Annotated in this window: 15 protein-coding genes, 1 tRNA gene and 10 pseudogenes; 8 read left to right on the top strand and 18 right to left on the bottom strand. The window is 68.3% G+C overall.

What is annotated here, in order from left to right:
- Positions 1-122: 122 nt before the first annotated feature.
- Both ACFQJD_RS05570 and ACFQJD_RS05565 read left to right on the top strand, forming a co-directional pair.
- Positions 123-1,587, top strand: a pseudogene (locus tag ACFQJD_RS05570) (DHH family phosphoesterase).
- 37 nt (positions 1,588-1,624) lie between these two features.
- A pseudogene (locus tag ACFQJD_RS05565) lies at positions 1,625-2,412 on the top strand (CBS pair associated ParBc domain-containing protein).
- Here the strand turns inward: ACFQJD_RS05565 and ACFQJD_RS05560 are convergent.
- Entirely contained in the window at positions 2,413-3,423 is a 1,011-nt protein-coding gene (locus ACFQJD_RS05560; protein ID WP_379796735.1) for a DUF7544 domain-containing protein, read from the bottom strand. It lies immediately after the preceding pseudogene.
- A 78-nt stretch (positions 3,424-3,501) separates the two neighbouring features.
- On the opposite strand from ACFQJD_RS05560, the gene ACFQJD_RS05555 reads away from it, so the two are divergent.
- On the top strand, positions 3,502-4,608 hold the full coding sequence (locus tag ACFQJD_RS05555; protein ID WP_379796733.1) for a M24 family metallopeptidase: 1,107 nt from the start codon (positions 3,502-3,504) through the stop codon (positions 4,606-4,608).
- Positions 4,609-4,674: 66 nt separating this feature from the next.
- On the opposite strand, the gene ACFQJD_RS05550 is transcribed toward ACFQJD_RS05555, so the two are convergent.
- The 4 genes and pseudogenes from ACFQJD_RS05550 to ACFQJD_RS05535 all read right to left on the bottom strand — a co-directional run bounded on the left by ACFQJD_RS05550 (position 4,675) and on the right by ACFQJD_RS05535 (position 8,644).
- A complete protein-coding gene (locus ACFQJD_RS05550) occupies positions 4,675-5,679 on the bottom strand; it encodes a phosphotransacetylase family protein (protein WP_379796731.1) in 1,005 nt (334 codons plus the stop codon).
- Positions 5,676-7,767 (bottom strand): annotated as a pseudogene (locus ACFQJD_RS05545) (acetate--CoA ligase family protein). Before ACFQJD_RS05545 ends, ACFQJD_RS05550 begins: the two are co-directional and overlap by 4 nt.
- 67 nt (positions 7,768-7,834) lie before the next feature.
- Positions 7,835-8,110, bottom strand: coding sequence for a hypothetical protein (locus tag ACFQJD_RS05540; protein WP_379796729.1), 276 nt, complete (start codon positions 8,108-8,110; stop codon positions 7,835-7,837).
- A 57-nt stretch (positions 8,111-8,167) separates the two neighbouring features.
- The gene (locus ACFQJD_RS05535) at positions 8,168-8,644 is read right to left on the bottom strand and encodes a YbaK/EbsC family protein (RefSeq protein ID WP_379796727.1); all 477 of its coding nucleotides are present in this window, start codon (positions 8,642-8,644) and stop codon (positions 8,168-8,170) included.
- Between the two features lie 146 nt (positions 8,645-8,790).
- Between ACFQJD_RS05535 and ACFQJD_RS05530 the strand changes: the two are divergent.
- A pseudogene (locus ACFQJD_RS05530) lies at positions 8,791-9,599 on the top strand (ZIP family metal transporter).
- Here ACFQJD_RS05530 and ACFQJD_RS05525 read toward each other — a convergent pair.
- A complete protein-coding gene (locus ACFQJD_RS05525) occupies positions 9,596-9,874 on the bottom strand; it encodes a DUF7545 family protein (protein WP_379796726.1) in 279 nt (92 codons plus the stop codon). The pseudogene ACFQJD_RS05530 and the gene ACFQJD_RS05525 sit on opposite strands and share 4 nt — an antisense overlap.
- A gap of 95 nt (positions 9,875-9,969) precedes the next feature.
- A complete protein-coding gene (locus tag ACFQJD_RS05520) occupies positions 9,970-10,098 on the bottom strand; it encodes a hypothetical protein (RefSeq protein ID WP_379796724.1) in 129 nt (42 codons plus the stop codon).
- Positions 10,099-10,316: 218 nt separating this feature from the next.
- Between ACFQJD_RS05520 and ACFQJD_RS05515 the strand changes: the two genes are divergently transcribed.
- Complete coding sequence (locus tag ACFQJD_RS05515) at positions 10,317-11,381, top strand: AI-2E family transporter (RefSeq protein WP_379796722.1); 1,065 nt, start codon at positions 10,317-10,319, stop codon at positions 11,379-11,381.
- Between the two features lie 152 nt (positions 11,382-11,533).
- Here ACFQJD_RS05515 and ACFQJD_RS05510 read toward each other — a convergent pair.
- A pseudogene (locus ACFQJD_RS05510) lies at positions 11,534-12,594 on the bottom strand (NAD(P)/FAD-dependent oxidoreductase).
- 94 nt (positions 12,595-12,688) lie between these two features.
- Here ACFQJD_RS05510 and ACFQJD_RS05505 point away from each other — a divergent pair.
- A pseudogene (locus ACFQJD_RS05505) lies at positions 12,689-12,972 on the top strand (DUF357 domain-containing protein).
- 72 nt (positions 12,973-13,044) lie between these two features.
- Here ACFQJD_RS05505 and ACFQJD_RS05500 read toward each other — a convergent pair.
- Positions 13,045-13,812, bottom strand: a complete 768-nt coding sequence (locus tag ACFQJD_RS05500) for a carbon-nitrogen hydrolase family protein (RefSeq protein WP_379796721.1) — start codon at positions 13,810-13,812, stop codon at positions 13,045-13,047.
- Positions 13,813-14,033: 221 nt separating this feature from the next.
- Positions 14,034-14,117 (bottom strand) — tRNA-Leu (locus ACFQJD_RS05495).
- 177 nt (positions 14,118-14,294) lie between these two features.
- Here ACFQJD_RS05495 and ACFQJD_RS05490 point away from each other — a divergent pair.
- Positions 14,295-14,603, top strand: a complete 309-nt coding sequence (locus ACFQJD_RS05490; protein WP_379796719.1) for a transcription initiation factor IIB family protein — start codon at positions 14,295-14,297, stop codon at positions 14,601-14,603.
- Here ACFQJD_RS05490 and ACFQJD_RS05485 read toward each other — a convergent pair.
- From ACFQJD_RS05485 to ACFQJD_RS05450, 8 genes and pseudogenes are all read right to left on the bottom strand, one after another.
- A pseudogene (locus ACFQJD_RS05485) lies at positions 14,604-15,087 on the bottom strand (phosphopantetheine adenylyltransferase).
- Between the two features lie 44 nt (positions 15,088-15,131).
- The gene (locus ACFQJD_RS05480; RefSeq protein ID WP_379796717.1) at positions 15,132-15,686 is read right to left on the bottom strand and encodes a helix-turn-helix domain-containing protein; all 555 of its coding nucleotides are present in this window, start codon (positions 15,684-15,686) and stop codon (positions 15,132-15,134) included.
- A gap of 48 nt (positions 15,687-15,734) precedes the next feature.
- Positions 15,735-16,810: pseudogene (locus tag ACFQJD_RS05475) on the bottom strand (glutamate--cysteine ligase).
- A 50-nt stretch (positions 16,811-16,860) separates the two neighbouring features.
- Positions 16,861-17,424: a hypothetical protein gene (locus ACFQJD_RS05470; RefSeq protein ID WP_379796715.1), complete on the bottom strand. Its 564-nt coding sequence runs from the start codon at positions 17,422-17,424 to the stop codon at positions 16,861-16,863.
- Positions 17,421-18,726, bottom strand: a pseudogene (locus tag ACFQJD_RS05465) (divalent metal cation transporter). The gene ACFQJD_RS05470 and the pseudogene ACFQJD_RS05465 overlap by 4 nt, the downstream one beginning before the upstream one ends.
- A gap of 238 nt (positions 18,727-18,964) precedes the next feature.
- A complete protein-coding gene (tenA, locus tag ACFQJD_RS05460; protein WP_379796713.1) occupies positions 18,965-19,630 on the bottom strand; it encodes a thiaminase II in 666 nt (221 codons plus the stop codon).
- Positions 19,631-19,706: 76 nt separating this feature from the next.
- Positions 19,707-20,335: pseudogene (locus ACFQJD_RS05455) on the bottom strand (fibrillarin-like rRNA/tRNA 2'-O-methyltransferase).
- Entirely contained in the window at positions 20,332-21,177 is an 846-nt protein-coding gene (locus ACFQJD_RS05450) for an NOP5/NOP56 family protein (RefSeq protein ID WP_379796711.1), read from the bottom strand. Before ACFQJD_RS05450 ends, ACFQJD_RS05455 begins: the two are co-directional and overlap by 4 nt.
- A gap of 341 nt (positions 21,178-21,518) precedes the next feature.
- On the opposite strand from ACFQJD_RS05450, the gene ACFQJD_RS05445 reads away from it, so the two are divergent.
- Positions 21,519-23,300 (top strand): PAS domain-containing protein, encoded by a 1,782-nt coding sequence (locus ACFQJD_RS05445; protein ID WP_379796709.1) that lies wholly within the window; start codon positions 21,519-21,521, stop codon positions 23,298-23,300.
- Positions 23,301-23,380 lie beyond the last annotated feature (80 nt).

Here is a 23,380-nt window from a genome sequence, read left to right as displayed (position 1 = left end):
TCCATCGGGGGGTCACGTGACGGAACGACGCGCACGACCCCGTCGTCGTGACGGGAGGGTTTTCCGGCACGACCCCGTCGTCGTGACGGTAGGATTTTCCGGCACGACGACGACGGGAGAGCATGGTCAGTCGGCTGGTGCTCGGCTGTGGGTCCGTCGGGCGGCGCGTCGTCGAGTCGCTCTCGACCCGTGGGGAGTCGCCTCGTGCCGTCGTCGCCGACGAGAGTCAGGCGGAGACGCTCCGCGAGGCGGGCGTGGAGGCGACAGTCGGCGATCCCGCCGATCCGGCGGCGTACCCGGAGATGGACGTAGACGTCGTGCTGGTGTTCGGTGACGACGCCGCGACGAACCGTCGGGCGGCCGCCCGCGCCCGCGACCGGTTCCCGGCGGCGTACCTGGCGGCGTTCGTCGACAGGAACGCCGACGACGCGGACCGGCGAGCGATTCGAGACGTCGCGGACGACGTCGTCGACGCCCGGTCGCTGCTGACCGACCACGTGACGGGCGTGGCCACGGGCCACGCGGCGACGCGCATCCACCACCTCCTTCGCGTCCTCCGGAGCATCGACGGGTCGCTGGCGGTCGTCATGCACGACAACCCCGACCCGGACGCCATCGCGTCGGCGATCGCCCTCGTTCGAATCGCCCGAACCGTCGGCGTCGACGCCGACCCGTGTTACTTCGGCGACATCTCCCACCAGGAGAACCGGGCGCTCGTCAATCTCCTTGATCTGAACCTCCGGAACGTCACGTCGCCGGACGACCTCGCGGAGTACGGGGATCGCGCTGGTCGATCACTCGCGTCCCGGCGTCAACGACGGCCTCGACGAAGACACCGACGTCGACGTCGTCGTCGACCACCACCCGCCGCGAGCGCCCATCGAGGCGCGGTACGTCGACCTGCGGAGCGAAGCGGGGGCGACGAGTACCCTCCTCACGGAGCATCTGAAACGGCTCGCCATCGAACCCGACGAACAGCTCGCGACGGCGCTGCTGTACGGCATCCGCATCGACACCCGGAACTTCACCCGCGAGGCCGGCGAGGCCGACTTCGAGGCCGCCGCGTTCCTCGTCCCGTACGTCGACACGGAGATCCTCGAAAAAGTGGAATCCCCGAGCACGAGCGCGGAAGTCGTCGAGACGCTGGCGCGAGCCATTCGAAATCGGCGCGTCCGCGACGACGTCCTCGCCACCGGCGTCGGAGCCATCCGCAACCGCGACGCTCTCGCGCAGGCGGCCGAACACCTCCTCAACATGGAAGGGATCCGGATCACGCTCGTCTACGGTTTCATGGAAGGGACCGTCTACGCGTCGGCCCGCGCCCGCGGCGCGGACGTCGACCTCGGCGAGACGCTGCGCGACGCCCTCGGGTCCATCGGGAACGCCGGCGGGCACGCCGACATGGCGGGCGCACAGATCCCGCTCGGCATCCTCTCGAACGTCGGCGACCAGGCGGACGAGTCGCTCGCGTCCGTCGTCGACGACGTCGTCGCCCAGCGCTTCTTCGAGGCGCTCGAAACAGCGCCGCGCCCGCCGGTCTCGACCGAGGAGATCGCCTTCGAGTTTCCCTTCGACGAACGCTCGTAAGGGCACCCTTTTGAGTTATCCCCACATACCACGGGTAATGGCCGGGAACGCGACAGTCAAAGATTACATGACCAAGGACGTGGCGACCGTTTCGCCCGACGACACCGTCGCGGAGGTGTCGCGACGGATCGTCGAGAGCGACGGGCACAACGGCTTTCCGGTCTGTGACGGCCGTCGCGTCGAGGGGTTCGTCAGCGCGCGCGACCTGTTGCTCACGGACCCCGAGGCCCGCATCTTCACCGTGATGGCCGACGACCTCATCGTCGCCCACCCCGAGATGAAGGTCAACGACGCCGCCCGGGTCATCCTCCGGTCCGGAATCCGCAAACTCCCCGTCGTCGACGACGCCGGCAACCTCGTCGGCATCATCTCGAACACGGACGTCATCCGCAGTCAGATCGAGCGTGCCACCCCGGAGAAGGTGGGCAAACTGATGCGGACGCTCGAACAGATCCACGACATCGAAGTAACGGAGGAACAGCGGACGGTGCGTCTGGCGAACCTCACCCCGACGCAGGCGCGGGTCTACGCCGACGAACTCGAAGGGCGGAGCTACGAACTCGAACGCGGCCTCGCCGAACCGCTGGTCGTCATCGACAACGCCGGCACCCTCCTCCTCGCCGACGGCCACCACCGCGTGATGGCCGCCCGCAAGACCGGGATCGACGAGATGGACGCTTACGTCATCGTCGTCGACGCGGCGGACGCCGTCGAACTCGGCATGCAACGCACCGCCGAGAAGGAAGGGCTCGAATCCATCGACGACATCGACGTCGTGGACTACGCCCGCCACCCCTCGTCGAGGCGACCCAACGCCTCCAGTAGTCAGGCCGCGCCGCCCTCGGCGTCGCCGTCCGCGCTCGACGTCTCGACACCGACCAGGTCCAGCGTCGCGTCGATCCGTCCGAGCGCCGAGAGCGCGTAGTAGCGCAGGTACGCCAGCACGGGCACCTGCAGGACGAGCGACGCGACGAGGACCGAGAGGAGAAACAGGACGCCGAGGAGGCCGAGGACCACCCAGCCTGCGAGCCCCGGGCCGCCGAGCGCCGAGAGTCCGAGGTAGACGGCTCCGCCGACGAGGGCGAAGGGGATAGCGACGACGAGTCCGACCAAGAGCGTCGCGATGCCGACGGCGAAGCCCGCGCCCATAGCGAGGGCGAACCGCAGGAGGACGTAGAGACCGACCTCCTTCCACTCCGACCGGACCAGCGGCCAGACGCGCCGCCAGCCGTCGAGGATGCCCCGGTCTTCGACGAGCATCGCCGGCACGACGAAGTCCGTCGTGAGACGGTTGATGACGCCGAAGACGAGCGCGACGAGTCCGAAGACGGCGACGGCCGGTAGAACGAGGAGGAACGCGGCGGGAGTGACGCCGAATCCGAGACCGAAGATCGCGAGCAAGGGGACGGCGACGAGCGCAAGTCCGACGAGGCCGAGGGCGAGGCGGAACCCGAACAGCCACAGACCGCGGCCGAGGTTGGCGCGGAAGGGACGGCGGAGGTGAATCTCGCGGTCGCGGAGACCCGTCACGAGGACGAACTCCATGACCGCCCCCACGAACATCCACGCGACGACGACGGCGACGGCCAGGAGGGCGACGGCGACGACGACGAGGAGCAGCGACTCCACGGCGGGGACCTGGGGGAGTTCCTCCGCGGGGACGTCGCCGGGCGTCGTCCCCGAGGTACCGCCGCCCTGCGCGGGCGCGCCACCGCCGCCACCGAGGAAGAACGCGAGGACGGCCAACCGGAGCCACGTCCCGCGATCGATCGGGAGGAGCAAGTCTTCGGTCGCCTGCCGCGCGTCGCTGAGGGCCTCGAACGCAATCCAGGACATAGCCTACCTGTACTGTGAGATGACAAAAACCCGGTGGTAGCTCAAAACGCTTTTCGGGACGGTGCCGTAAGTCCGGGCATGACGCCGTTCGAACGCCGGACGCGAGCGGTCCAGCGACGCCTCGACGACGCGGGCGCGGACGGACTCGTCCTCTTCCCGAGTCGGAACCTCTACTACACCGCGAGCGTCGACGAGGAGCCGACCGAGCGGGCGCTGCTCCTGTTCGTTCCCGCGTCGGGCGACCCCGTCTTCGTCGTTCCCGAACTCTCCGGGGAGGAGGTCAGGGAGGCGACGTGGGTCCCCGACGTCAGGACGTGGAGCGACGACGCGGGCCCCGACGCCGCCATCGACGCTGCCGTCGCGAACTGTTCGCTCCGCGACGACCACGTCCTCGTCGACGACACGATGTGGGCGCAGTTCACGCACGACCTCCGCGACCGCCTCCCCGACGCGACGTTCGGCCTGGCGAGCGAGGTGCTCTCGGCGCTCCGGCGTCGGAAAGACGAGGCCGAACTGGCGGCGCTTCGCCGGGCGGCGAACGTCGCCGACGCCGTCGTCGAGGACCTCCGCGAACGCGGTGCCGACGTCATCGGGTCGACGGAGCGGGACCTCGCCCGCTACGTCGAGGAGCGCCTCGCGGCCCACGGCGGCGAGAGCGTCGCCTTCGAGACGATCGTCGGATCCGGGCCGAACGGTGCGAAACCACACCACGCCCACGGCGACAGGGAGATACGCGCGGGCGACCCCGTCGTCCTCGATTTCGGGACGCGCGTCGACGCCTATCCGAGCGACCAGACCCGGACGCTGGTGTTCGGGGGCGACCCCTCGGAGACGTTCGAACGCGTCCACGCCCTCGTCAGAGAGGCACAGCGGTCGGCCGTCGAGGCCGTCGAACCCGGCGTCACCGCGGGCGACGTCGACGACGCGGCGCGGTCGATTATCGAACGGGCGGGCTACGGCGACGAGTTCGTCCATCGAACGGGCCACGGCGTCGGCCTCTCGGTCCACGAGGAACCGTACATCACGGCCGACAGCGACACCGAACTGGAGGCGGGGATGGTCTTCAGCGTCGAACCCGGCGTCTACCTCCCGGGCGAGTTCGGCGTCCGCATCGAGGACCTCGTCGTCGTCACCGAGGACGGCCGTGAGCGACTGAACCGGACCGACCGCGGGTGGCGGTGCTGAAGTCGAAGCGTCAGTCCACGTCGAGAAGCGACTCCACGTCGGCGTGTTCCGACAGGAGGCGGTACATCACGTCGACGGTGTGGGCGTCGCGGGTGCGACCCCCGCGGATAACTTCCTCGGCGCGTTCGATGGTGGTGAGAGTGTCGCCGGTGACGAGCAACACGGGCATGCCTCTCTCTTCTGCCTTGCCGATGACCGTCGCGGAGGGTCGGTGGCCCCCGTGAGGACGAGACATTTGACGCCCGGCGCTTCGAGGGCGGCGGTCTGGATGTCGGCCCGGTCGCCGCCGGTCACGACGGCGGCGGATTTCGTCCGGCGGAAGAATCGTAGGGCCTCGTCCGCGCTCATCGCGCCGACGAGGAAGCGTTCGACGAGGTCGTCCGTCTCGGCGTCGGTGAGGACGTCGGCCCCGAGTTCGTCCGCGAGGTCGGCCACGGTGACGCCCGCGAGGTCGGCCTCCCGCGGGAGGACGCCGAGGACGGGGACGCCGCGACTCTCCAGAAACGGCACGAGTTCGCTCTCGACGGTGTCGTAGACGGCGTCGGCGACGCGGTTGAAGAGGACGCCCGCGAGTCGGTCGCCGACGTATTCGGCGGCCGCGAGGATGTCGTCGACGTCGGCCGGGCGTTCGTACTCGGCGACCAGGACGACGTCGGCGTCGAGCAACTCGGCCACGTCGGGGTCGGTCAGATCGACGATTCCGCCGGTCCAGAGACGGCCGCCGCCCTCCAGGAGCATCAGGTCGCGCCCCTCGGCGACGGCGTCGAAGCTCTCGCGCACCCGGTCGTGGAGTTCGTCCGGGCGTTCGCGCCCCTCCATCGCCCCCTCGACGAACGTCGGCGAGTAGACGATCGGCTCCATCTCGTGCATCTCGGAGCCGGTATCGAGGAGTTCGCGGGCCAACAGCGGGTCCTGATCGAGCGTCTTGCCGACGCGACTCTGGAGGCGCGTCCCCTTCGGTTTCATGTAGCCGACCGAGAGGCCGCGCTCTTTCGCGTGGCGGCCGAGTGCGATGGTGATGGCCGTCTTGCCTGTGCTTTCGTCCGTTGCGGTGACGAGTATGGTTTTCATAGCTTCTCCGGGTCGACGGTGAGTCGGACGTCGATGGCCTCGACGCCATCGGGCGTCGCGACGAGGGGATTGACGTCCAGTTCGAGGATGGCGGGGAAGTCGGTGACCAGCTGCGAGAGGCGCTGGATGGACTCGGCGATCGCCTCCCGATCTACCGGGTCGCGGCCGCGCGCGCCGCGCAGCAGGGGGCCGCCTGGATCTCCTCGGTCATCTCGTGGGCGTCGGACCCCGAAACGGGCGCGACGCGGAAGGTGGTGTCCTCCATCACCTCGACGAAGATGCCGCCGAGGCCGAACATCAGGAGGGGGCCGAACTGCGGGTCGCGGGTCGTCCCGACAATGGTCTCGACGCCGGCGTCGATGTCGACCATCTCCTGGACCTGCACGCCGAGGATGGTCGCGTCGGGCTGGTAGTTCCGTGCCCGCGTGATCAGATCCTCGTAGGCGTCGTAGACGTCTTCGTTTGCGACGCCGACTCTGACGCCGCCGATGTCGGACTTGTGGAGGATGTCCGGGCTGACGATCTTCATGGCGACGGGGCCGCCGATGGATTCGGCCACGTCCAGTGCGTCGACTGGCGAGTCCACCACCTCGCCAGCCGGCGTCTCGATGCCGTACGCGTCGAGCAGCCCCATCGCCTCGACGCCGAGACGGGTGGTGTCGCGCTCCTCGGCCCGCTGGAGGATCTCGCGGGCGGCCTCCCGGTTGACGTCGAACTCGGTCGGCGTCTCGTACTCGCGTTCGCGGACGTGGCGATACTGCGCGAGGACTTCGAGGCTCCGAACGGCGCGCGCCGGGTCGAAGTAGTTGGGGATGCCCACCTCGTTGAGCGCGGACTCGGCCCGCCGGGCGCGTTCGCCGCCCATCAGACAGGTCGTTATCGGCGTCCCGTGGCTCTCCTGCAGGGAGACGACGTCCTCGGCGAGGCGTTCGAAGTCGAGGACTGCCGTCGGGGCGGCGAGGACCACCGCACAGCCGACGTCGTCGTCGGCGAGGGCGACGTCGAGCGCGCGGCGAAACCGGTCGTTGTCGGCGTCGCCGATGGCGTCGACGGGGTTGTAGACGTTCGCCGTCTCGGGCAGCACCTCGCGTAAGCCGTCGATCGTCTCCCCGCGAACGACGCCAGCGAGAGGTCGGAGTCGCCGACGGCGTCCGTCGCCATGACGCCGGGACCGCCGGCGTTCGTGATTACGGCCACGTCGTCAGTCGAGGGGAGCGGTTGGCCGGCGAGTACCTGTGCGGCGTCGAAGAGGTCCTGCACCGTCTCGGCGCGGATCACGCCCGCCTGTTCGAGACCGGCGTCGTAGGCCTCGTCGCTGCCGGCGATGGCCCCTGTGTGAGAGGAGGCGGCCTGCGCGCCGGCATCGGTGCGCCCCGACTTGACGACGACGACGGGCGTCTCGCGGGTCACCTCGCGGGCCGCCTCCAGGAACGCCTGCCCGTCGTCGATGCTCTCCAGATAGCCGACGATGACGTCCGTCTCGGGGTCGTCGCCCCACGCCCGGACGAAGTCCGTCTCGTCCAGGACGGCCTTGTTGCCGAGCGAGACGACGTCCTTGAAGCCGACGTTTCGGTCGCTCGCCCAGCCGAGGACGGCGGTCACGAACGCGCCCGACTGACTCATAAAAGACATCGATCCCGGTCGGGCGTTCGTCGGAGCGAAGGTCGCGTTCAGCCCCGAGGGCGTGCTGATGATGCCGAGGCAGTTCGGGCCGACGAGGTTCAGGTCGTAGCGTTCGGCCACCTCGCGGAGTTCGCGTTCGCGAGCGGCACCCTCGCTCCCGGTTTCGCCGAAGCCGGCGCTGACGACCACCACGTTCCGGACGCCCGCCTCACCGGCCTCGCGGACGACGTCGACGGCGGCGGCGGCCGGCACGACGACGACGGCGAGGTCGGCCCGGGCTGCCGACAGGTCGTCGACGCAGGGGATACCGAGAACCGTCTCGTAGTTCGGGTTGACGGGGACCACCGTACCGCGAAAGTCCGCGCGCAAGTTCTCCACGATCGCCCGACCGACGGATCCCTCGCGTTCGGTCGCGCCGACGACGGCGACCCGTTCGGGACCGAACAGCGCGGATGCTTCTCCCATCGTCTCCCGAGTCGCTCCCTCGAAGCATAAAAGCAGGTGCGAACTCCCCGCGGCGGAGAGAGCGACGCTACACCAGGTCGTCGGGTGCGTGGTTCTCGCGCGTTCGTTCGACTTCCGTCGCGTATCGCTCGCGCGTCTCGGGGTCGTCGACGGTGCCGAGGTTCGACGGCTCGGCGTCGACGGCGGCCGTCGTATCCCGGACGTCCGTGAAACTCGTCAACGAGCGCTCCTTGCGGAGATACCGACGGCCGTCCGGCGTCGCGTAGACGAGGATGATGATGTTCTGTTCGTCGTCCGAATAGGTGCGTTCGGCCAGCCACACCCGGACCGAATCGTCTGTCATTCGGCGTCGTCTACGTCGCCACCGCGTATGATGCCTTCGACGTCGGCCACGCCGGTCTCATTCGGTGACGTCGGCGGGCGTCGCGCCCGACAGCGAGAGCAGCTCGTCGGGCGAGATCGGAAAGACGGCCTGTGGGGTGCCGGCGGCGGCCCAGACGGTGTCGTACGCGGTGAGCGTCTCGTCGAACAGGATGGGGAGGTCGGTCTCGTGACAGAGCGGCGGGACGCCGCCGATGGCCCACCCCAGCGTCTCGCGGATGTCGTCGGCGTCGGCCATCGTCACGGCGTCCGGTTCGACGTCGAAGTGGGACGCGAGTTTCGACTCGCTCACGCGGTTCGCGCCGCTGGTGACGACGACGACCTGATCCTCGCCGACGTCGAAGACGAGGCTGCTGGCGATCTGGCCGACCTCACAGCCGACGGCGTCGGCGGCGTCTGCCGCCGTCTTCGTCCCCTCGGGGAACTCCCGGATGTCGACGTCGAGTCCGTATCGTTCCCGAGCGCGCGACGCGAACTCCTCTGCTCTCGGATGCATGCCTCCCCGACGGGCCGCTACCCCTTAATGATTCCCGGATTCGATCGACGTCGCCCCCTCGCCGGCGTGGAGTCGTCGGGTTTAGGCTCGCCAAAAGTATCGGAGAAATGATAATACTTATTCCCGTCGCTGCCGACGTTTCGCCGATGGCACTCCTGGAGAATTTCGTTTTCGTCTTCATCGCGGGCCTCGTCACGGCGCTCGCGACGGGGATCGGAGCGCTCCCGTTTTTCCTCGTCGACGACGTGAGCGACCGCTGGAACGTGGCGCTGTGGGGGCTCGCGTCGGGGATCATGGTCGCGGCGTCGGTGTTCGGCCTCATCTTCGAGGGGTTGGCCGAGGCGGCGTCGCCGCTGGAGGTTGTCCCGGGTCTCCTCGCCGGCGTCGTCCTCGTCGTCGTCGCCCACCGCATCATCGAGGGGTACGAGGTGAACCCCAAACGGTACGAGAAGGCGGACTTTCGGAAACTGCTCCTGATTCTCGGCGTGTTGACGGTCCACAGTTTCCCGGAGGGCGTCGCCGTCGGCGTCGCCTTCGCCGACCTCGGACTCGCGGGCGGGCCGGACGCCGTCGCGATGTTCGGCTTCGTCGTCCCGCTACTGGCTATCTTCATGACCGTCGCCATCTCCATCCACAACGTCCCCGAGGGACTCGCCATCTCCATTCCGTTGCGGACGCTCGGCGTCTCGGAGTGGCGGATGGTCTGGTGGGCGGTGTTCTCGAGTCTCCCGCAACCCCTCGGCGCGGTCCTCGCCTACGGGTTCGTCCGTGTCGCGCGCGAGTTTCTCCCCATGGGCTTTGGCTTCGCCGCCGGCGCGATGATCTTTCTCGTCGTCACCGAGTTCGTTCCCGAAGCGCTCGAAATCGGCGAGGACTTCCCGGCGGCGGCAAGCGCGAACTCGCCGCTGGCGTCGTCGCCGGCGTCGCGGCGATGGTCCCCTTGCTGTTCGTTTAGTGCTGGTGGCCGGTCGCTTCCGCGAAGGAGACGCCGAACCGCTCCTCGAACAGGCTTTCGGCCTTCTCGCTGATCTCGACGAGGTCCTCCGGAACCTCACCCTCCGAGTGGTGGACGATGGAGTGCGCTCGCTGGACGAACGAGAGGAGAGCGACTTCCGCTACGACGGTGGCCGGCGACTCGTCCTGTTCCGAGAGGACGTCGACCAGACCGTCCGGCAGTTCGACGGTGTCCGTGTCTCCGTTCGGTGCTTCGATGGTGTACGTCTCGACCATAGACTGCCTCGGACGCCCCGACGTAAGGGTCTGTGGGATTCCGGCGCGTACCCACGCCTCTCGGCCAGCGTCCGAGCGTCCCGTCGGACACCCCGCTACTCGCCCTCGGGCGGTCGGTCCTCGTCCACGTCCACGTCGAACGTCTGTCGATAGAGCGCGACACAGAGGGTCGATCGCCGTTGACTCCGCGACGTGGCGAGCTGTCGGTAGACGTCACCGAACATGATTAGGCCAGCCTAAACTCCCGGCGGATAAATATCTGTCGCGGCGTCGGTCGGTGGGAACGCCGCTCGAAGTTCGGAAGCGCGGCGATCGACCGTCCCGTCGACGCCGTGGAGCGGGCCGGGCGACGTTCGGTCGGCGTCCGCCGCTGACGCCACCGCCGGTCCATCGACCGGCGTTCGTCCGCCACGCTCAACTCGCCGGAAGCGAATCGTACGCTATGGACATCCAGGTTTCGGCCCCGGGACGGCGACGCGCCGGCTGGTGGGCGGTGGGCGGCGTGAGTCTGGGCATCGTCGCCCTCTTTCTGTACGCGTTCGTCGGCACGTTCGTCTCCGGGCTGTTCGTCTACTACGCGGCCCGGCCGCTCCACAGACGGCTCGAACGCCGCCTGACGAAGACGCTGGCCGCGACGACGACGGTACTGGTGTTGGTGCTCCCGGGCCTTCTCGTTCTCGGCTACGCCGCCGTCGTCGCGTTCCGCGAACTCGCCGCCGTCGCGGGGCCGGAGGTGACCCGTGCTATCCTGACCCGGCTCGCCCTCGACTCGGGGACGTTCAGCGACCTCCTCCGGGACCCGGTGGCGTTTCTCGTCCAGTTCGAACGCCTCGGCCAGCTCCAGGAGAATCTGCTCGTCACGCTCCGGCAGTTCGGCGTCGTCGTCCGGGGAGTCGTGCATCTCACCCTCGCGCTGGCGTTCGCCTTCTTCCTCTACCGCGACGGCTCCCGCCTCGAAGGCTGGTTCGCGAACGAGATCGGTGGCAAGGGAACGAGCGTGTACGCCTTCGTCGAGGCCATCGATCGCGACCTGGAGGCGGTCTACTTCGGCAACCTGCTGACGGTGCTCATCGTCACCGGCTTCGCCGTCCTCGTCTACAACGGATTCAACGCCGCCGTCCCGCCCGCGCTTCGACTTCCCGTCCCCACTCTCCTCGCGTTGCTGACCGGGCAGCGACGTTCGTTCCCCTCGTCGTCGGCAAACTCGTCTACCTCCCGGCGACGGGCTATCTCGTCTGGGAGACGCTCCGGACGGGGGCCGGCAACCTCGGCGTTCCGGCCGCGTTTCTCGGCGCATCGTTCGTCCTCCTCGACATCCTCCCGCAGTCGCTCATCCGACCGTACGTCGCGGGGCGGACGCTCCACATGGGACTGGTCCTCTTCTCGTACGTCCTCGGAACGGCGCTGTTCGGCTGGTACGGCCTGTTCTACGGCCCGCTGCTGGCCATCGTCGTCGTCCAGTTCGCGAACGTCGCCTTCCCGGAACTCGTCCGCGGCGACGACGTGACCGCCGCCACCGCGGCCGCCGTCGACATCGGCACCGACCCCCGGACGCGGACGGAACGGTCGGTGACGGCGCGGAATCCGACGACGACCGCGCGGCGTGAGTCGCGTCGCGGACGCGACGGCTATCGAGCGTCGGAAACGCGGCGCTGTGACTCAGTCGTCGGATTCGGCGGCCGCGGGTTCAGCCGCCTCGACCCCTTCGCGTTCGACGTCTTCGAGATAGGTGTCGGCGTCGATGGCGGCCTTACAGCCCATCCCGCCCGCCGTGATCGCCTGCTGGTAGTAGTGGTCGACGACGTCGCCGGCACCGAAGATGCCGTCGACGTCCGTCGCCGTCTGACCGGCCCCGTCGCCGCCTTCCGTCCGGATGTACCCCTCGTCGTCCATCCGGACGCCCGTGTCTTCGAGGTACTCCGTGTTCGGCGTGTGGCCGATGGCGTAGAAGACGGCCCCGACGTCGAAGTCGAACTCCTCGGTCTCCGGATCGTCCGGTCGCTCCGTCGGGTGGCCCTCGGGGTTCCGGACGAGGGTGACGCGGTCGACGCCCTCCTCTTTCGACCCGTGGAGCTCCGTCACCTCCGTGTTCAGCATGAGTTCGATCTCCCCGTCGTCGACGTGGTCCATCAGTTTGTCCACCCAGTAGTCCTCGGCGCGGAACTCCTCGCGGCGGTGAGCGAGATACACCGTCGAGGCGAACTTCGTGAGGAAGACGGCCTCCTCGCAGGCGGCGTCGCCGCCGCCGACGACCAGAATCTTCTCGTCGCGGAAGAACGCGCCGTCACAGGTCGCACACGTCGAGAGCCCGTAGCCCATCAGTTCATCCTCGCCGGGGACCCCGAGCGTCCGCGCGCTCGCGCCGGAGGCGGCGATGACGGCGTCGGCCGTGTAGACGTCGCCGTTGGTCATCGTCACGCGGAAGGGGCGTTCGGAGTCGTCGACCGACTCGACGACGCCGTTTTCCACCTGCGCGCCGAACTTCCGGGCCTGTTCTTTCATGTTCTGGACGAGTTCCGGCCCGCTGATCCCCTCTGGAAAGCCGGGGTAGTTGTCGACGTCCGTCGTCAGCGTGAGTTGGCCCCCGGTTCGTCGCCCTCGAACACCAGCGGGTCGTTGTTCGACCGCGCGGCGTAGATGGCGGCGGTGAGGCCGGCGATCCCCGTCCCGGCAACGATGAGTCGTCGATGTTCGACGACGTCGCTCGTAGCGTCACTCATGGGGAGGAGTTCGTCGTCGTGCCGTCTATACTTTGCGCTGTCGGGCGGCCGGCGAGGCGAAGTGCTTACCCCGCCAGCGCCGGTTTCGACGCCTATGACCGCCGACCTGGAGGAGAAGACGGCCCGGTACGGGCGGATGCTGCCGACGCGCTCGACGTCGCGGAGATCCGAGCCCCGCCGGGCACGCCCCTCGGCGACGCGGCCGTCGAGTGCCGCGAGATGGCCGAGTCGTACCTCGACGACGGCCGACACTTCCGCGAAGAGGGCGACCCCGTGAACGCGCTGGCGTCGTACTCCTACGGCTACGGCTGGCTCGACGCCGGCGTCCGGTTCGGCCTGTTTTCCGTCCCCGACGACACCGACCTCTTCACGACGTGACCGCTTCGACGCGACGGCGTTGCGAAACGACCGCCGTCGCCGCGGCGCGTCCGTCGACTCACCGACGGTCGCTCACTCGTACATCTCCGGCCGGCGATCGTCGAGATACGTCAACGTCTCGTGACCCCCGGAGTCGAGGTCGACGTCCGCCGTGATCTCCACCTCGACGTCCTCGCCGGCGGTGACCAGCGGCGCGCCGGCGGCCGAGACGATGCCGCTCGCGCCGTGGAACTCGAGGTCGCCCTCGGTTCCGATCCTGTTGCAGAGCACGTGTGGCCGAACGTTCTCCATCGCTCGGGCGCGCAGGAAAGCGTCCATGTAGTCCTCGAACGGACGCATCTGACACCAGATCGAAATCAGCGCCTCCGCCCCGTCGAGCGTCAACTTCCGGGCCACTTCCGGGAACTCGACGTCGTAACAGATCATCACGCCCAGTCGACCGGCCGACGTGTCGATCACGGGCAGCGCGTCTCCGGGGGCAAACGCCTCGCTTTCGGCGTCGTATAGGTGAGATTTGGCGTACGTATCGGTCCATCGGCCGTCGTCGAGGACGGCCGCGGCGTTCCGAACGCCGGAGTCGTCGGCGATCGGCGTCCCGACGATCACGGTGACGTCGTCCGTTAGCCGAGCCACGCGGTCGAGTTCGTCGGCCGCCTCGGCGGCGATCGCGGTCGGATCGCGGTCCGCGAGCGAGAGGTCGTATCCCGAGAGGTACATCTCCGGGAACACGAGCAGCTCCACGTCGTCCCGACGGGCGCGGCGAATCGACTGCTCGAGTTTGTTCGCGTTCTCGGACACGGCGCCTAACGCGGGATCGACCTGAGCAACGCGCGTTCGCATACGGCGACTTCTCTCACATGCCGGCTTATACGTTTCGCGGATCGAACGGTCGGTTGCGCGACTCGGTCGGGACGACAGAATCTCCCGCTCGTTCGCTCGGTCTCTTCGCTCACTGCGCGGGACCGGATTTGAACCTCAGTCACTCCGCTTCGCTCCGTTCCCTGCTTCAAATCCGGTCTGCTCGTTCCTTCGTTTCTCGCTCCGCTCGAAAACTCAGTCACTGCGCGGGACCGGATTTGAACCGGCGGACCCCTACGGGACAGCGTCCTAAGCGCTGCGCCTTTTCCTGGCTTGGCTACCCGCGCGCAGACGCAACTGGGTCGATTTCGGATAAGTAACTGTCGTTCTCGCCGATGCGGAGACGCTCGTCCGGTACGAACGGGACGAGGCGGCCGGCGAGCGACCGGGACGCCGTCGCAGTGCGCGTCGCCGCCTCGACGCAACGACCGAGGTTTATGTACGGTGGCGGACAACGGAGTGGTATGTACCGCGCGAGCGACCACGTCGACAACGAGGAGTGGGTCGCCGAACTCGACCGGGCGGCGGACCGCCTCGGCCTCGGGTCGCGCGCGAAGACGACGGCGACGGACCTCTTTCTCTCACACGTTCCGGAGAAAGAGCGGTCGAAGCGAGCGGTGGCTGCGGCGAGTCTCTACGCGGGTGCGCTGGTCGCCGGCGAGGAACGGTCGCAGTCGGCCGTCGCCGACGCGATGGACGTGGCCCGGTTGAGCGTTCACAATCGGTGGAAGGGGATACTGGCGGACGCGGGATTCGAGCCGCCGGAGTGGTGATCACTCGGCGGGACGGCCGGAGCGCTCGGGCGTGAGGTTGCCGTGGCGATCGATCTCGCCGCGGACGATGCGCGTCGAGGAGATGCGTTCGCCGTCCTCGGCGGGGACGTGGTCGACCACCTCGATGCGAAGGGGTCGAAGCCGCGCTGTTCGCGGATGTCGTTGATCCGCTCTGCGCCCTTCCGGGTCTCCGGCGAGACGACGATGGCGTCGAACTGCGGTTCGGTGGCGATGCCGGTCGGGTCGTCGAGTTTCCGTACCTCGAACTCCCGGTCGTACTTCTCGGCGTACCGTTCCAGTTCCTCCTCTAAGTCACGTTTGCGCTCCTCGTACGAACGGATGCGTCGCGGTTCGTGGCGCGTTTCTGGGGCGAGTTCGTCGCTCGTCAGTCCGACCGTGACGTCGCCGAGTTCGAACGCGCGTTCGAACAGAGCGTCGTGGCCGTCGTGGATCGGGTCGAACGTCCCCCCAGCGCGACGTGCATACCGACGACACGGAACGGCATCACTTAAACGGGTCGCTCCCGGGTCAGGCGTCGTCGGCCTCCTCGACGGTGATTCGAACCGGTTCCTGATCGGCGTCCTCGTCGCCGCCGAGGCGTCGGTCGAGGTTGAAGACGGTGTTGAGCTGGGACTGCACCTGTCCGACGGCGTTGCGGACGAGGTCGCTCGGCGCGATGGCCTCGTACTCGTAGGGGTTGTTACCGGCCCCGGCGCTCGCTCGCTTGCTCCGCGTGACAGTCCCCTCCTCGTGCAGTTGGGCGAGCGCCTCGCGGACGGTGCTCGGATAGAGACCGGTACCGTCGGCGACTTCTTCGCTCGTGGAAGCGGGATGCTGGCGCAGGTAGACGTAGATGCGGGCGCGCGTCTCGGTGTCGAGCAGCCACGCCAGCAGATCCACGACGCCCTCGTCGAACTCGGAGACGGCGCGGTCCGCCTCCGCTTCGAGGCGATCGCGAGCCGACGACGCGTCGTCCTCGGCGACGCGGCCGTCGGTCGGGCCGTTCGAACGCCCCTCGTCGGCCGGGTCGCCGTCGCTCGCTCCGTCTTCGGTCGTGCCGTCGCCGGGATCGTGGTCGGACATATGTTCTACGCCGAAGGTCAGAACTAACCTCGGAAAAGCCTTTCTCCGCTACGCGAGCGCCAGGTCCTCACAGAGGGCATCCAGTCCGTCCCGTTCGAGGATGCGACGCTGGCGTTCGGCCCCGCTCTCGGTCTCGTGGAGCGTCCGCAGCGCGTCGACTCCGAGGCGGTCGGTCTCCCGGTCGACGACCGCCGGCAACGACACCGTGGCGTCGCCCGAGCGGTCGACGAACGACGCGTCGTGGCCGTGGCGCATCGCACGCCATTTGTTCTCGTCGAGGAACTCGCGCCGGAGGTCGGTCCCCGATTCGCCGTCCTCGTAGCGTGCCGCGAGATCGAGGACGAGCGCGTGGACGTACTCGACGAACGCGAGGACGCGGTCCGGGTCGGCCTGCGCGTCGGGGGTACGCACCTCGACGGTCCCGTGGCCGGTGTGGGGGCGCACGTCGAACCAGAGTTCGCCCCGGTCGTTTATCGACCCTGTCTCGACCATCCGGCGTTCGAAGTCGAGGTAGCTCTCGAAGTCCTCGAACGCCGTCGGGACGCCGGTGTTTGGGAGGTTCTCGAAGATTTTGGCGCGGGCGGAGGCGAGTCCGGTGTCGAAGCCGTTCCAGAACGGGGAGTTGGCCGAGAGGGCGAGAAGCGGGGGAGATACCACCGGAGTTCGTTCGCGATCCACGTCGCCTTGTCGGCGTCGTCGACGCCGACGTGGACGTGGAGGCCGGCGGTGGTGTTGCGGTGCTGGGGATACTGGATGCGGTCGAGCTGGGCGCGATAGCGGGGTTTCTCGGCGTGGTCGAGTTCGCGCCACTTCGCGGTGGGGTGGAGGCCGGCGGCGGCGACGCGGTAGCCGTGTTCCGCCGCGTGGTCGACGAGCGCCTCGCGGACCTCCAGCAAGGCCGGGCGCGCGTCGTCGAGCGATTCGATGCGCGGCGTCTGTGTCTCGATGGTGAACTTGAACAGTTCGTGGTCGAGTCGCCCCTCGAGTACGTCGGGCGGGTCGCTCCCGTAGACGAGGTCGTCGATGCCCGACGTCGGCCGGCCCGTCTCGTCGACGACGAAAAACTCCTCCTCGATGCCGAGCGTTCCCATCCGCGCGAACGCGTCCCGCGAACCCAGATCCATCGGCCACTCTTTGGACAGCCCCGATTAAATATCCCGCCGGTCGCGTGTCGCTACTCCCCGAGCCGAATCCGCCTGTCGGCCCACGACGCGAACGCGTCCAGTACTTCGCGTTCGCGCCGCGAGACCGGGTCATCGGTTCCGAGTTCGTCGCTCTCGAAGGCGTTGACGACGGCGGCCTCGGCGCGGTCACAGTAGCCCGTGAGCCGCGACGGCGACGAGTCGGGGTGCTGGAACGGGATGGTGGCGTCGTTGACGAAGACGGCCGCGGGGTCGGCCGGAGCGGCGTCGAAAAGGTCGACGGCGCGCTCGGCGTTGTCGCGGGCGAGTTCGAGCGCGCGCGCCTCGTCGCCCTCGCTGTCGGCCCGCGGGGCGTGCGCGTCGAGGACGCCCTGCCACGAGTCGGCGGGGACGGTCGTAAAGCGCGAGAGGCTGCCGCCGAATAGTTGGCCGTCGCGGTAGACTTCGGGTGCGAACTCGAAGACGGCGACGCCCTCGGGACCGTGGCGATCGACCCACGCGTCGAGGGCGGCGGCGGTGAGACGGGTCTTGCCGGTCTTTGCGGGGCCGGTGACGAGCGTCGACCCCGACAGCGGAAACGGCAGCGACCCGCTCATCGGTCGCCGGTCGGCGCGCCGGCCGTCGCGGTCCCGCCGAGCAGGTACTTGACGACCAGTCCGACCGTCGCCAGCGTCATCGCGAGGGCGAACGCGACGACGAACGTCGCCGCGGGGTCGCTGCCGACCGACTGCAACTGCTCGCGGACGAACGAACCCGCCGTGACGCTGGCCACGCCGAACAGGACGACGCCGCCGACGTTGGCCAGCGTCGGCGTCGGTTCCGAGACGGTCTCGGAGTTGAGGAGGACGAGGACGACGGCGATGGCGAACGGCGTCCCGACGAGGCCGAACGCGAGGACGAGGACGAGCAGGGGGAAGAACGCGCCCCCGAGGAACGCGCCGCCGGCCGAGAGGAGCGCGACGAAAGCGAGGAGCGCCCGGTATCGGGAGTCGGAGACGTCAGTCTCCCAGCCGAACTTGTCGGCGACGAGATACGGCGGAACGACGGTGTTGCCGCCGAGCGTCGAGACGGCCGCCCCCAGAGACCGAGCAGGAAGAGCCACTGCGCAGCGGGGCCGACGAGCGGGCCGAGCGCCTGCGCGGCGGCCGTCGCGGTCAACTCGCCCGCCGAGATCGAGGGGTCGTGGAGAACGCTCGCCGTCACGAGGAAGATCGCGAGGCTGTAGATACCGAACGCGCCGAGCATCGAGACGCCGACGTCGAGTTTGGCGAGGCCGTAATCCGAGCGGGTCCATCCGCGGGCGCGCATCGTGTACGACTGCATCGTCACCAGCGTGATGTGGACGGCACCGCCGAGGATGCCGGCGGCGACGAGTGCGCCGTCGATGCCGGCGGGAACGTGCGGCACGAGTCCCGAGACGGCCGCGCCGGCGTCGATGGGGACGACGAACAGCGACGCGAAGAAGGCGAGGACGACGGCGGAGACGAGGAGTTTCGCGCCGAGTTCGGCGACGCGATAGCCGCCGCCGGCCAACCCCGCCGCGAGGGCGACGGCCCACGCGACGCCCCAGACGCGGGCGTCGACGCCGGTGACCGCCGCGCTCACGTCGGCGACGGTTTTCATGATGACGAGCTGGGCCAGCCCCGCCGCGAGGACGGCGTCGACGACGAGGATCCACGCCCACGTCTCGCCGAGATGTTCCTCGACGGTCGAGACGATGCCGGTCGTCCCCGAGAGGAGTCCGAGTCGCGTCGCGAGATACTGGGCGAGCGCGCCGAGCACGGCCGAGAGGACGACGATCCAGAGGAGCGCGTAGCCGAACGTCGCGCCCCCCGTGATGAGACTCGCCATCGTCGCCGGGCCGGCGGCGATCGCGCCCGCTGCCACGTCGGCCCCATCCGTTCGAGCGTCGCGGACAGCGACCCCGCGCCCTGTGAGTCGGTCATGTCGCCGTCTTGCCGCCGAACGAGTAAAGTGTTATTACACGGTTGTACTACGGAGTACCGAGGGGGACGCCGTCAACGGCCCCGTCGCCGAATTCGCGCGTGAACCGGTGTCGGGTCGCTTCCGACCACCTCGGCTCCGACCGCTCCCGAAGCCAGGCGGTGAATCGTTCGGCGTCGCCGCCGGCGAAGGTCACACTGACCACTCCTCTTCGCGCCACGCGGCGTCCCAGAAGCGATACTCGTAGCGGGCGGAGGTGACAAACAACTCGCGGTAGCGTTCCTTCTCGCTCGCCGTCGCGTCGGCGGCGACGTCGTCCATCAGATCCAGACACCACTGCGTGAGTTCCGAAAACTCCTCGCCTGCGTAGGTCCGAATCCACTCGGCGTAGCGTTCGTCGTCCGGCATGCCCCGCGCTTCGAGGCGGCGACCCGTCTCGTTGAATCCCCACATACAGGGAAGGAGGGCGGCGACGACGTCGCCGAACGTCCCGTGTGCACCGGCGCGAACGAGGAAGTCGGTGTACGCCCGCGTCGTCGGCGAGGGCTCCGTCGCCTCCAACTCGTCCTCGCTGATGCCGAAATCGGCGGCGTAGGACCGGTGGAGGTCCATCTCCGTGTTGACTGTCTCCGACAGCAGTTCGGCGAACGTCCCCATCCGGTCGAGCGACGGGGCTTTCGCCGCGCCGTAGGCGAAGACGCGACTGTACTCGGTCAGGTAGACGTAATCCTGCCGGACCCAGTGTTCGAACGGGTCGGTGTCGAGGGTGCCCTCGCCCAACCGCGCGACCATCGGGTGGTCGAGGATGGCCTGCCATATCGATTCGGCCTCCGGTTCCAGTTCGTCAGTGAACGCCATACTGGGCGACGTCGCCGGAGGACCAAGAACGTTATCACCGGATTGTATCACAAGGTGTTGATTCGGGCGACGACCGTCACCGTGGACGTGCGATGACGGCGAGGTGGTCGGCGTGGTACGGTTCGAGGCGTTCGGTTTCGACGATCTCGAACTCCTCACGCAGCTCGTCGAGCACCGATTCGAAGACGTCCTCGGGGGCGGCGGTGACGTCCTCGCTCCGGGCTTTGATCGCCGCGAGCAACCGGCCGTCGTCCGCGAGGAACTGCCGATTGAGGGCGGCGACGCGGGCCTGTCCGCGCGTGGCCACGTCCTGAACGAGAACGTCGAGACCCGCTTCCACGACGTGGGCGTACGTCCGCGGTTTCCGGGCGTCTTTCAGGAGGGGAAGAGATTCCCCCGGTCCTCGGCGACGTCGAGGAGGTCGCGCGCGGGCCGCGGGGCGAACTCGACGGCGTACGTCGGGCCGCAGACGTCGGCGACGTGGCTGACCGTCGTTCCGCTCGCCGCGCCGAGATAGAGGACGGACTCGCCGCCCCCGAGCCCCGTCTCCATCCCGAGTTCGAGCATCGCACCGAGTTTCGAGCGGTTCGGGTCCCAGCGTCGCCACGGGCCGTCGGTCGGTTCGCCGTAGACGGGCGACCCGCGCGTGGCGAGGCCCTCGCGCCCGTCGAAGTCGCGGCGCGTCACGCCGTCGGGAAGGCTCATCGCTCACCCCGTTCGCGGATGGTGGCGATGCGGTCGGCCAACTCCTCGTGAATCTCCGGGCGGTAGTCGCCCGAGTAGTGGTCGATGCGGGCGGCGATGGCGAGTTTGCCGGCGAAGGCGCGCGCCGCCGAACCGCGGTCCTCGGGGCGCGTTCCGTGGACGTACTCGTGGGTGAAGATGACGCCGTGTTTCGGCGACGGCGCGCGGCCGGCGAGGTGGGCGAAGAGGGCGTCCTCCGCGCCGAGGACCTGTACGGTTCCGCTCGGCATCTTCGCGAGGGGTTCGAGCCCACCTGCGAGGGAGACGAGACGGGCCGTGAGGACGGGGCCGGCCATCTCGCACAGGTTGGGCGCGACGGCGGGTGCGGTCCGTTCGATGAACGCCCGCAGGTCGGCGGCTTCGTCGTCTAACTCTCGGACGCGTCTCGACAGCGAGACGGCCCGATGCTCGGCCGTCGTCTCCGGGGTCCGATCGGCGATTTCGCGTGCGCCCTCGACGCCGCCGGACACCTCGTCGAAGAGCGTTCCGGCCCACTCGACGGCCCGTTCGGCGAGTTCGTTGGCGGTGCGTTCGGCGTCGTCCATAGCACGAACACCATGCCGAAGTTGTTGATCGTCTGCCCTTTCTCGCTCCCGGACCGCTTCCCGCGCCGCGTTCACAGTAGCAGCATGGAGCAGGCGATAGTAGTCGTCTTCGTCGTCCGCGAAGCCGGCCTCGACCGCCTGCATCGGCCAATCCGCTGGTTCCGCTGCGCTCCCGTGTTCGATGGCATCACGGGCCGTAGCCAAGTCCCCGGACTCCGCGCCTCGGAACCAGGCGGCGTCCGTAGAAGTTTCGGTCATGGTCCGACTTAGACGCCCCACTTGTAAATGCGCTTTCGATAGCGCGGTTCGATGCCTTCGTAGTAGCTGTGGGTGTAGTGGTCGACTCAGCCCGCTGAATCCGTGAGTCCACCCGCAGACGGATCCTTCGCAAACATCGGTAGCGGCCACAGTTGGACGTGACCCCCGGCGTTGTCGGGGCTCACAGGGCCTCGTACTCGTCCTCGAAGACGACGCACGAGGGGGCTGTCGATGATACCCGTCTATCTCGACGGGAGGGTCCGCGAAGCGATGGCGTACGATTCTTATCTGTGATAATTTCGCCGATGTTTTCTTGTCGAATCTCGGCGTCGGTCGACGCGATGTATCTGTCGACCGCGGATACGATCCGTATCCTCCACGTCGACGACGACCCCGGCGTCGCCGAGATGACGGCGACGTTTCTCGAACGAGCGGACGACCGGTTCGACGTCGAAACGGCGACGAGCGCGAGCGAGGGGCTGGATCGGCTCGTGGAGGGCGGATTCGACTGCGTCGTCTCCGACTACGACATGCCCGACTGCAACGGCCTCGACTTCCTCGAGGACGTCCGCGAGAACTGTCTCACGACGCCGTTCATCCTGTTCACCGGGAAAGGAAGCGAGGAGATAGCCAGCGAGGCCATCTCGATGGGGGTGAGCGACTACCTCCAGAAGTCGCCCGGTTCGGAGCAGTACGAGCTGCTGGCGAACCGGATTCGAACGCTCGTCGAACGGGCGCGAGCGCGGCGCGAACTCGAACAGCGGGAGTCGCATCTCCGGCAGGCACAGATGATCGCGGACATCGGGAGCTGGTACATGGACGTCCCCGCCGAGGAGATCTACTGGTCCGACGAGATTTACGACATTTTCGACGCCGAACGGGACGAGCGACAGCTCGACCCCGAACGGTTCATTCGATACGTCCACCCGGACGACCGGGCGTTCGTCAGCGAGCAGTGGCACGCCGCGCTCGACGGCGAGGAGTACGATATCGAACACCGGATCGTGACCGGGGGCGGGGAGACGAGATGGGTTAGAGAACGGGCCGTCATCGAGTTCGGCGAGGACGGAACGGCGACGGACGCCGTCGGCGTCGTACAGGACGTCACCGACCGAAAGGAGCGCGAGCAGCAACTCGAAGCCCTCTTCGACAACGCGCCGGTCGCGATGGTGTACATCGAGTTCGACGGCGGCGAGCCGATCGTCGAGGACGTGAACGCGGCGTTCGAGCGAGTGTTCGGGTACGCGGGCCGCGAAGCGATCGGGCGGAATCTCGACGACCTCGTGGTGCCCGACGACCGCCGATCGGAAGCGGCCGACGTCAACGACCGCATACGGACCGGCGAGCCGATCGAAACGAGCGTCCGTCGGGAGACGGCGAACGGACTGCGGGATTTCCTGCTGTACGTAGTCCCGCTGTCTCCGGACGAGTCCGGGACCGAGCGCTACGTCATCTACAACGACGTCACCGATCGCAAGGCGTACGAACGCCGGCTCGAACGGCAGAACGACCAGCTCGACGAGTTCGCCAGCATCGTCTCCCACGACCTCCGGAACCCCCTGGGCGTCGCCGAGGGGTATCTGGAGCTGGCTCGAAGCGAGTGTGACAGCGACCATCTGGACGGCGTCGAGTCCGCGCTCTCGCGGAGTCAGGCGCTCGTCGACGAACTGCTCGCGCTGGCTCGCGACGACGTCCGATCGGACGGGATGGAGCCGGTCGCTCTCGACGACCTCGCCGAGACCTGCTGGCAGGGGTTGACGACAGCCGACGCGACGCTCTCGGTCGCGACCGACCGCGCGGTTCGAGCCGACCACGGCCACCTCCGACAGCTCGTCGAGAACCTCCTGGAGAACGCCGTCGTCCACGGCGGGGCCGGCGTCACCGTCTCGGTGGGCCACCTCGACGACGGATTCTACGTCGCCGACGACGGATCCGGTATCCCGACGGACGCGCGCGAACGAGCCTTCGAGAGCGGCTACTCCACGGCCGACGACGGGACCGGATACGGCCTCTCGGTCGTCGCACGGGTCGCCGAGGCCCACGGCTGGGACGTCACCGTAACCGACAGCGACGACGGCGGTGCGCGCTTCGAGATTACGGGTGTGGACTTCGTTGATAGTTAGGACTTCTCATCCGGCGACCGTGACGAACGAGAGCGTCTCACTCGCTCGGCGACCGTGACGAGCGAGAGCGTCTCACTCGC

It is taken from the genome of Haloplanus sp. GCM10025708, assembly GCF_042663985.1.
GTDB lineage: Archaea > Halobacteriota > Halobacteria > Halobacteriales > Haloferacaceae > Salinirarus > Salinirarus marinus.
Note: the sequence above shows the minus strand (reverse complement) of the source record. Positions and strands in the feature narration are given on the sequence as shown.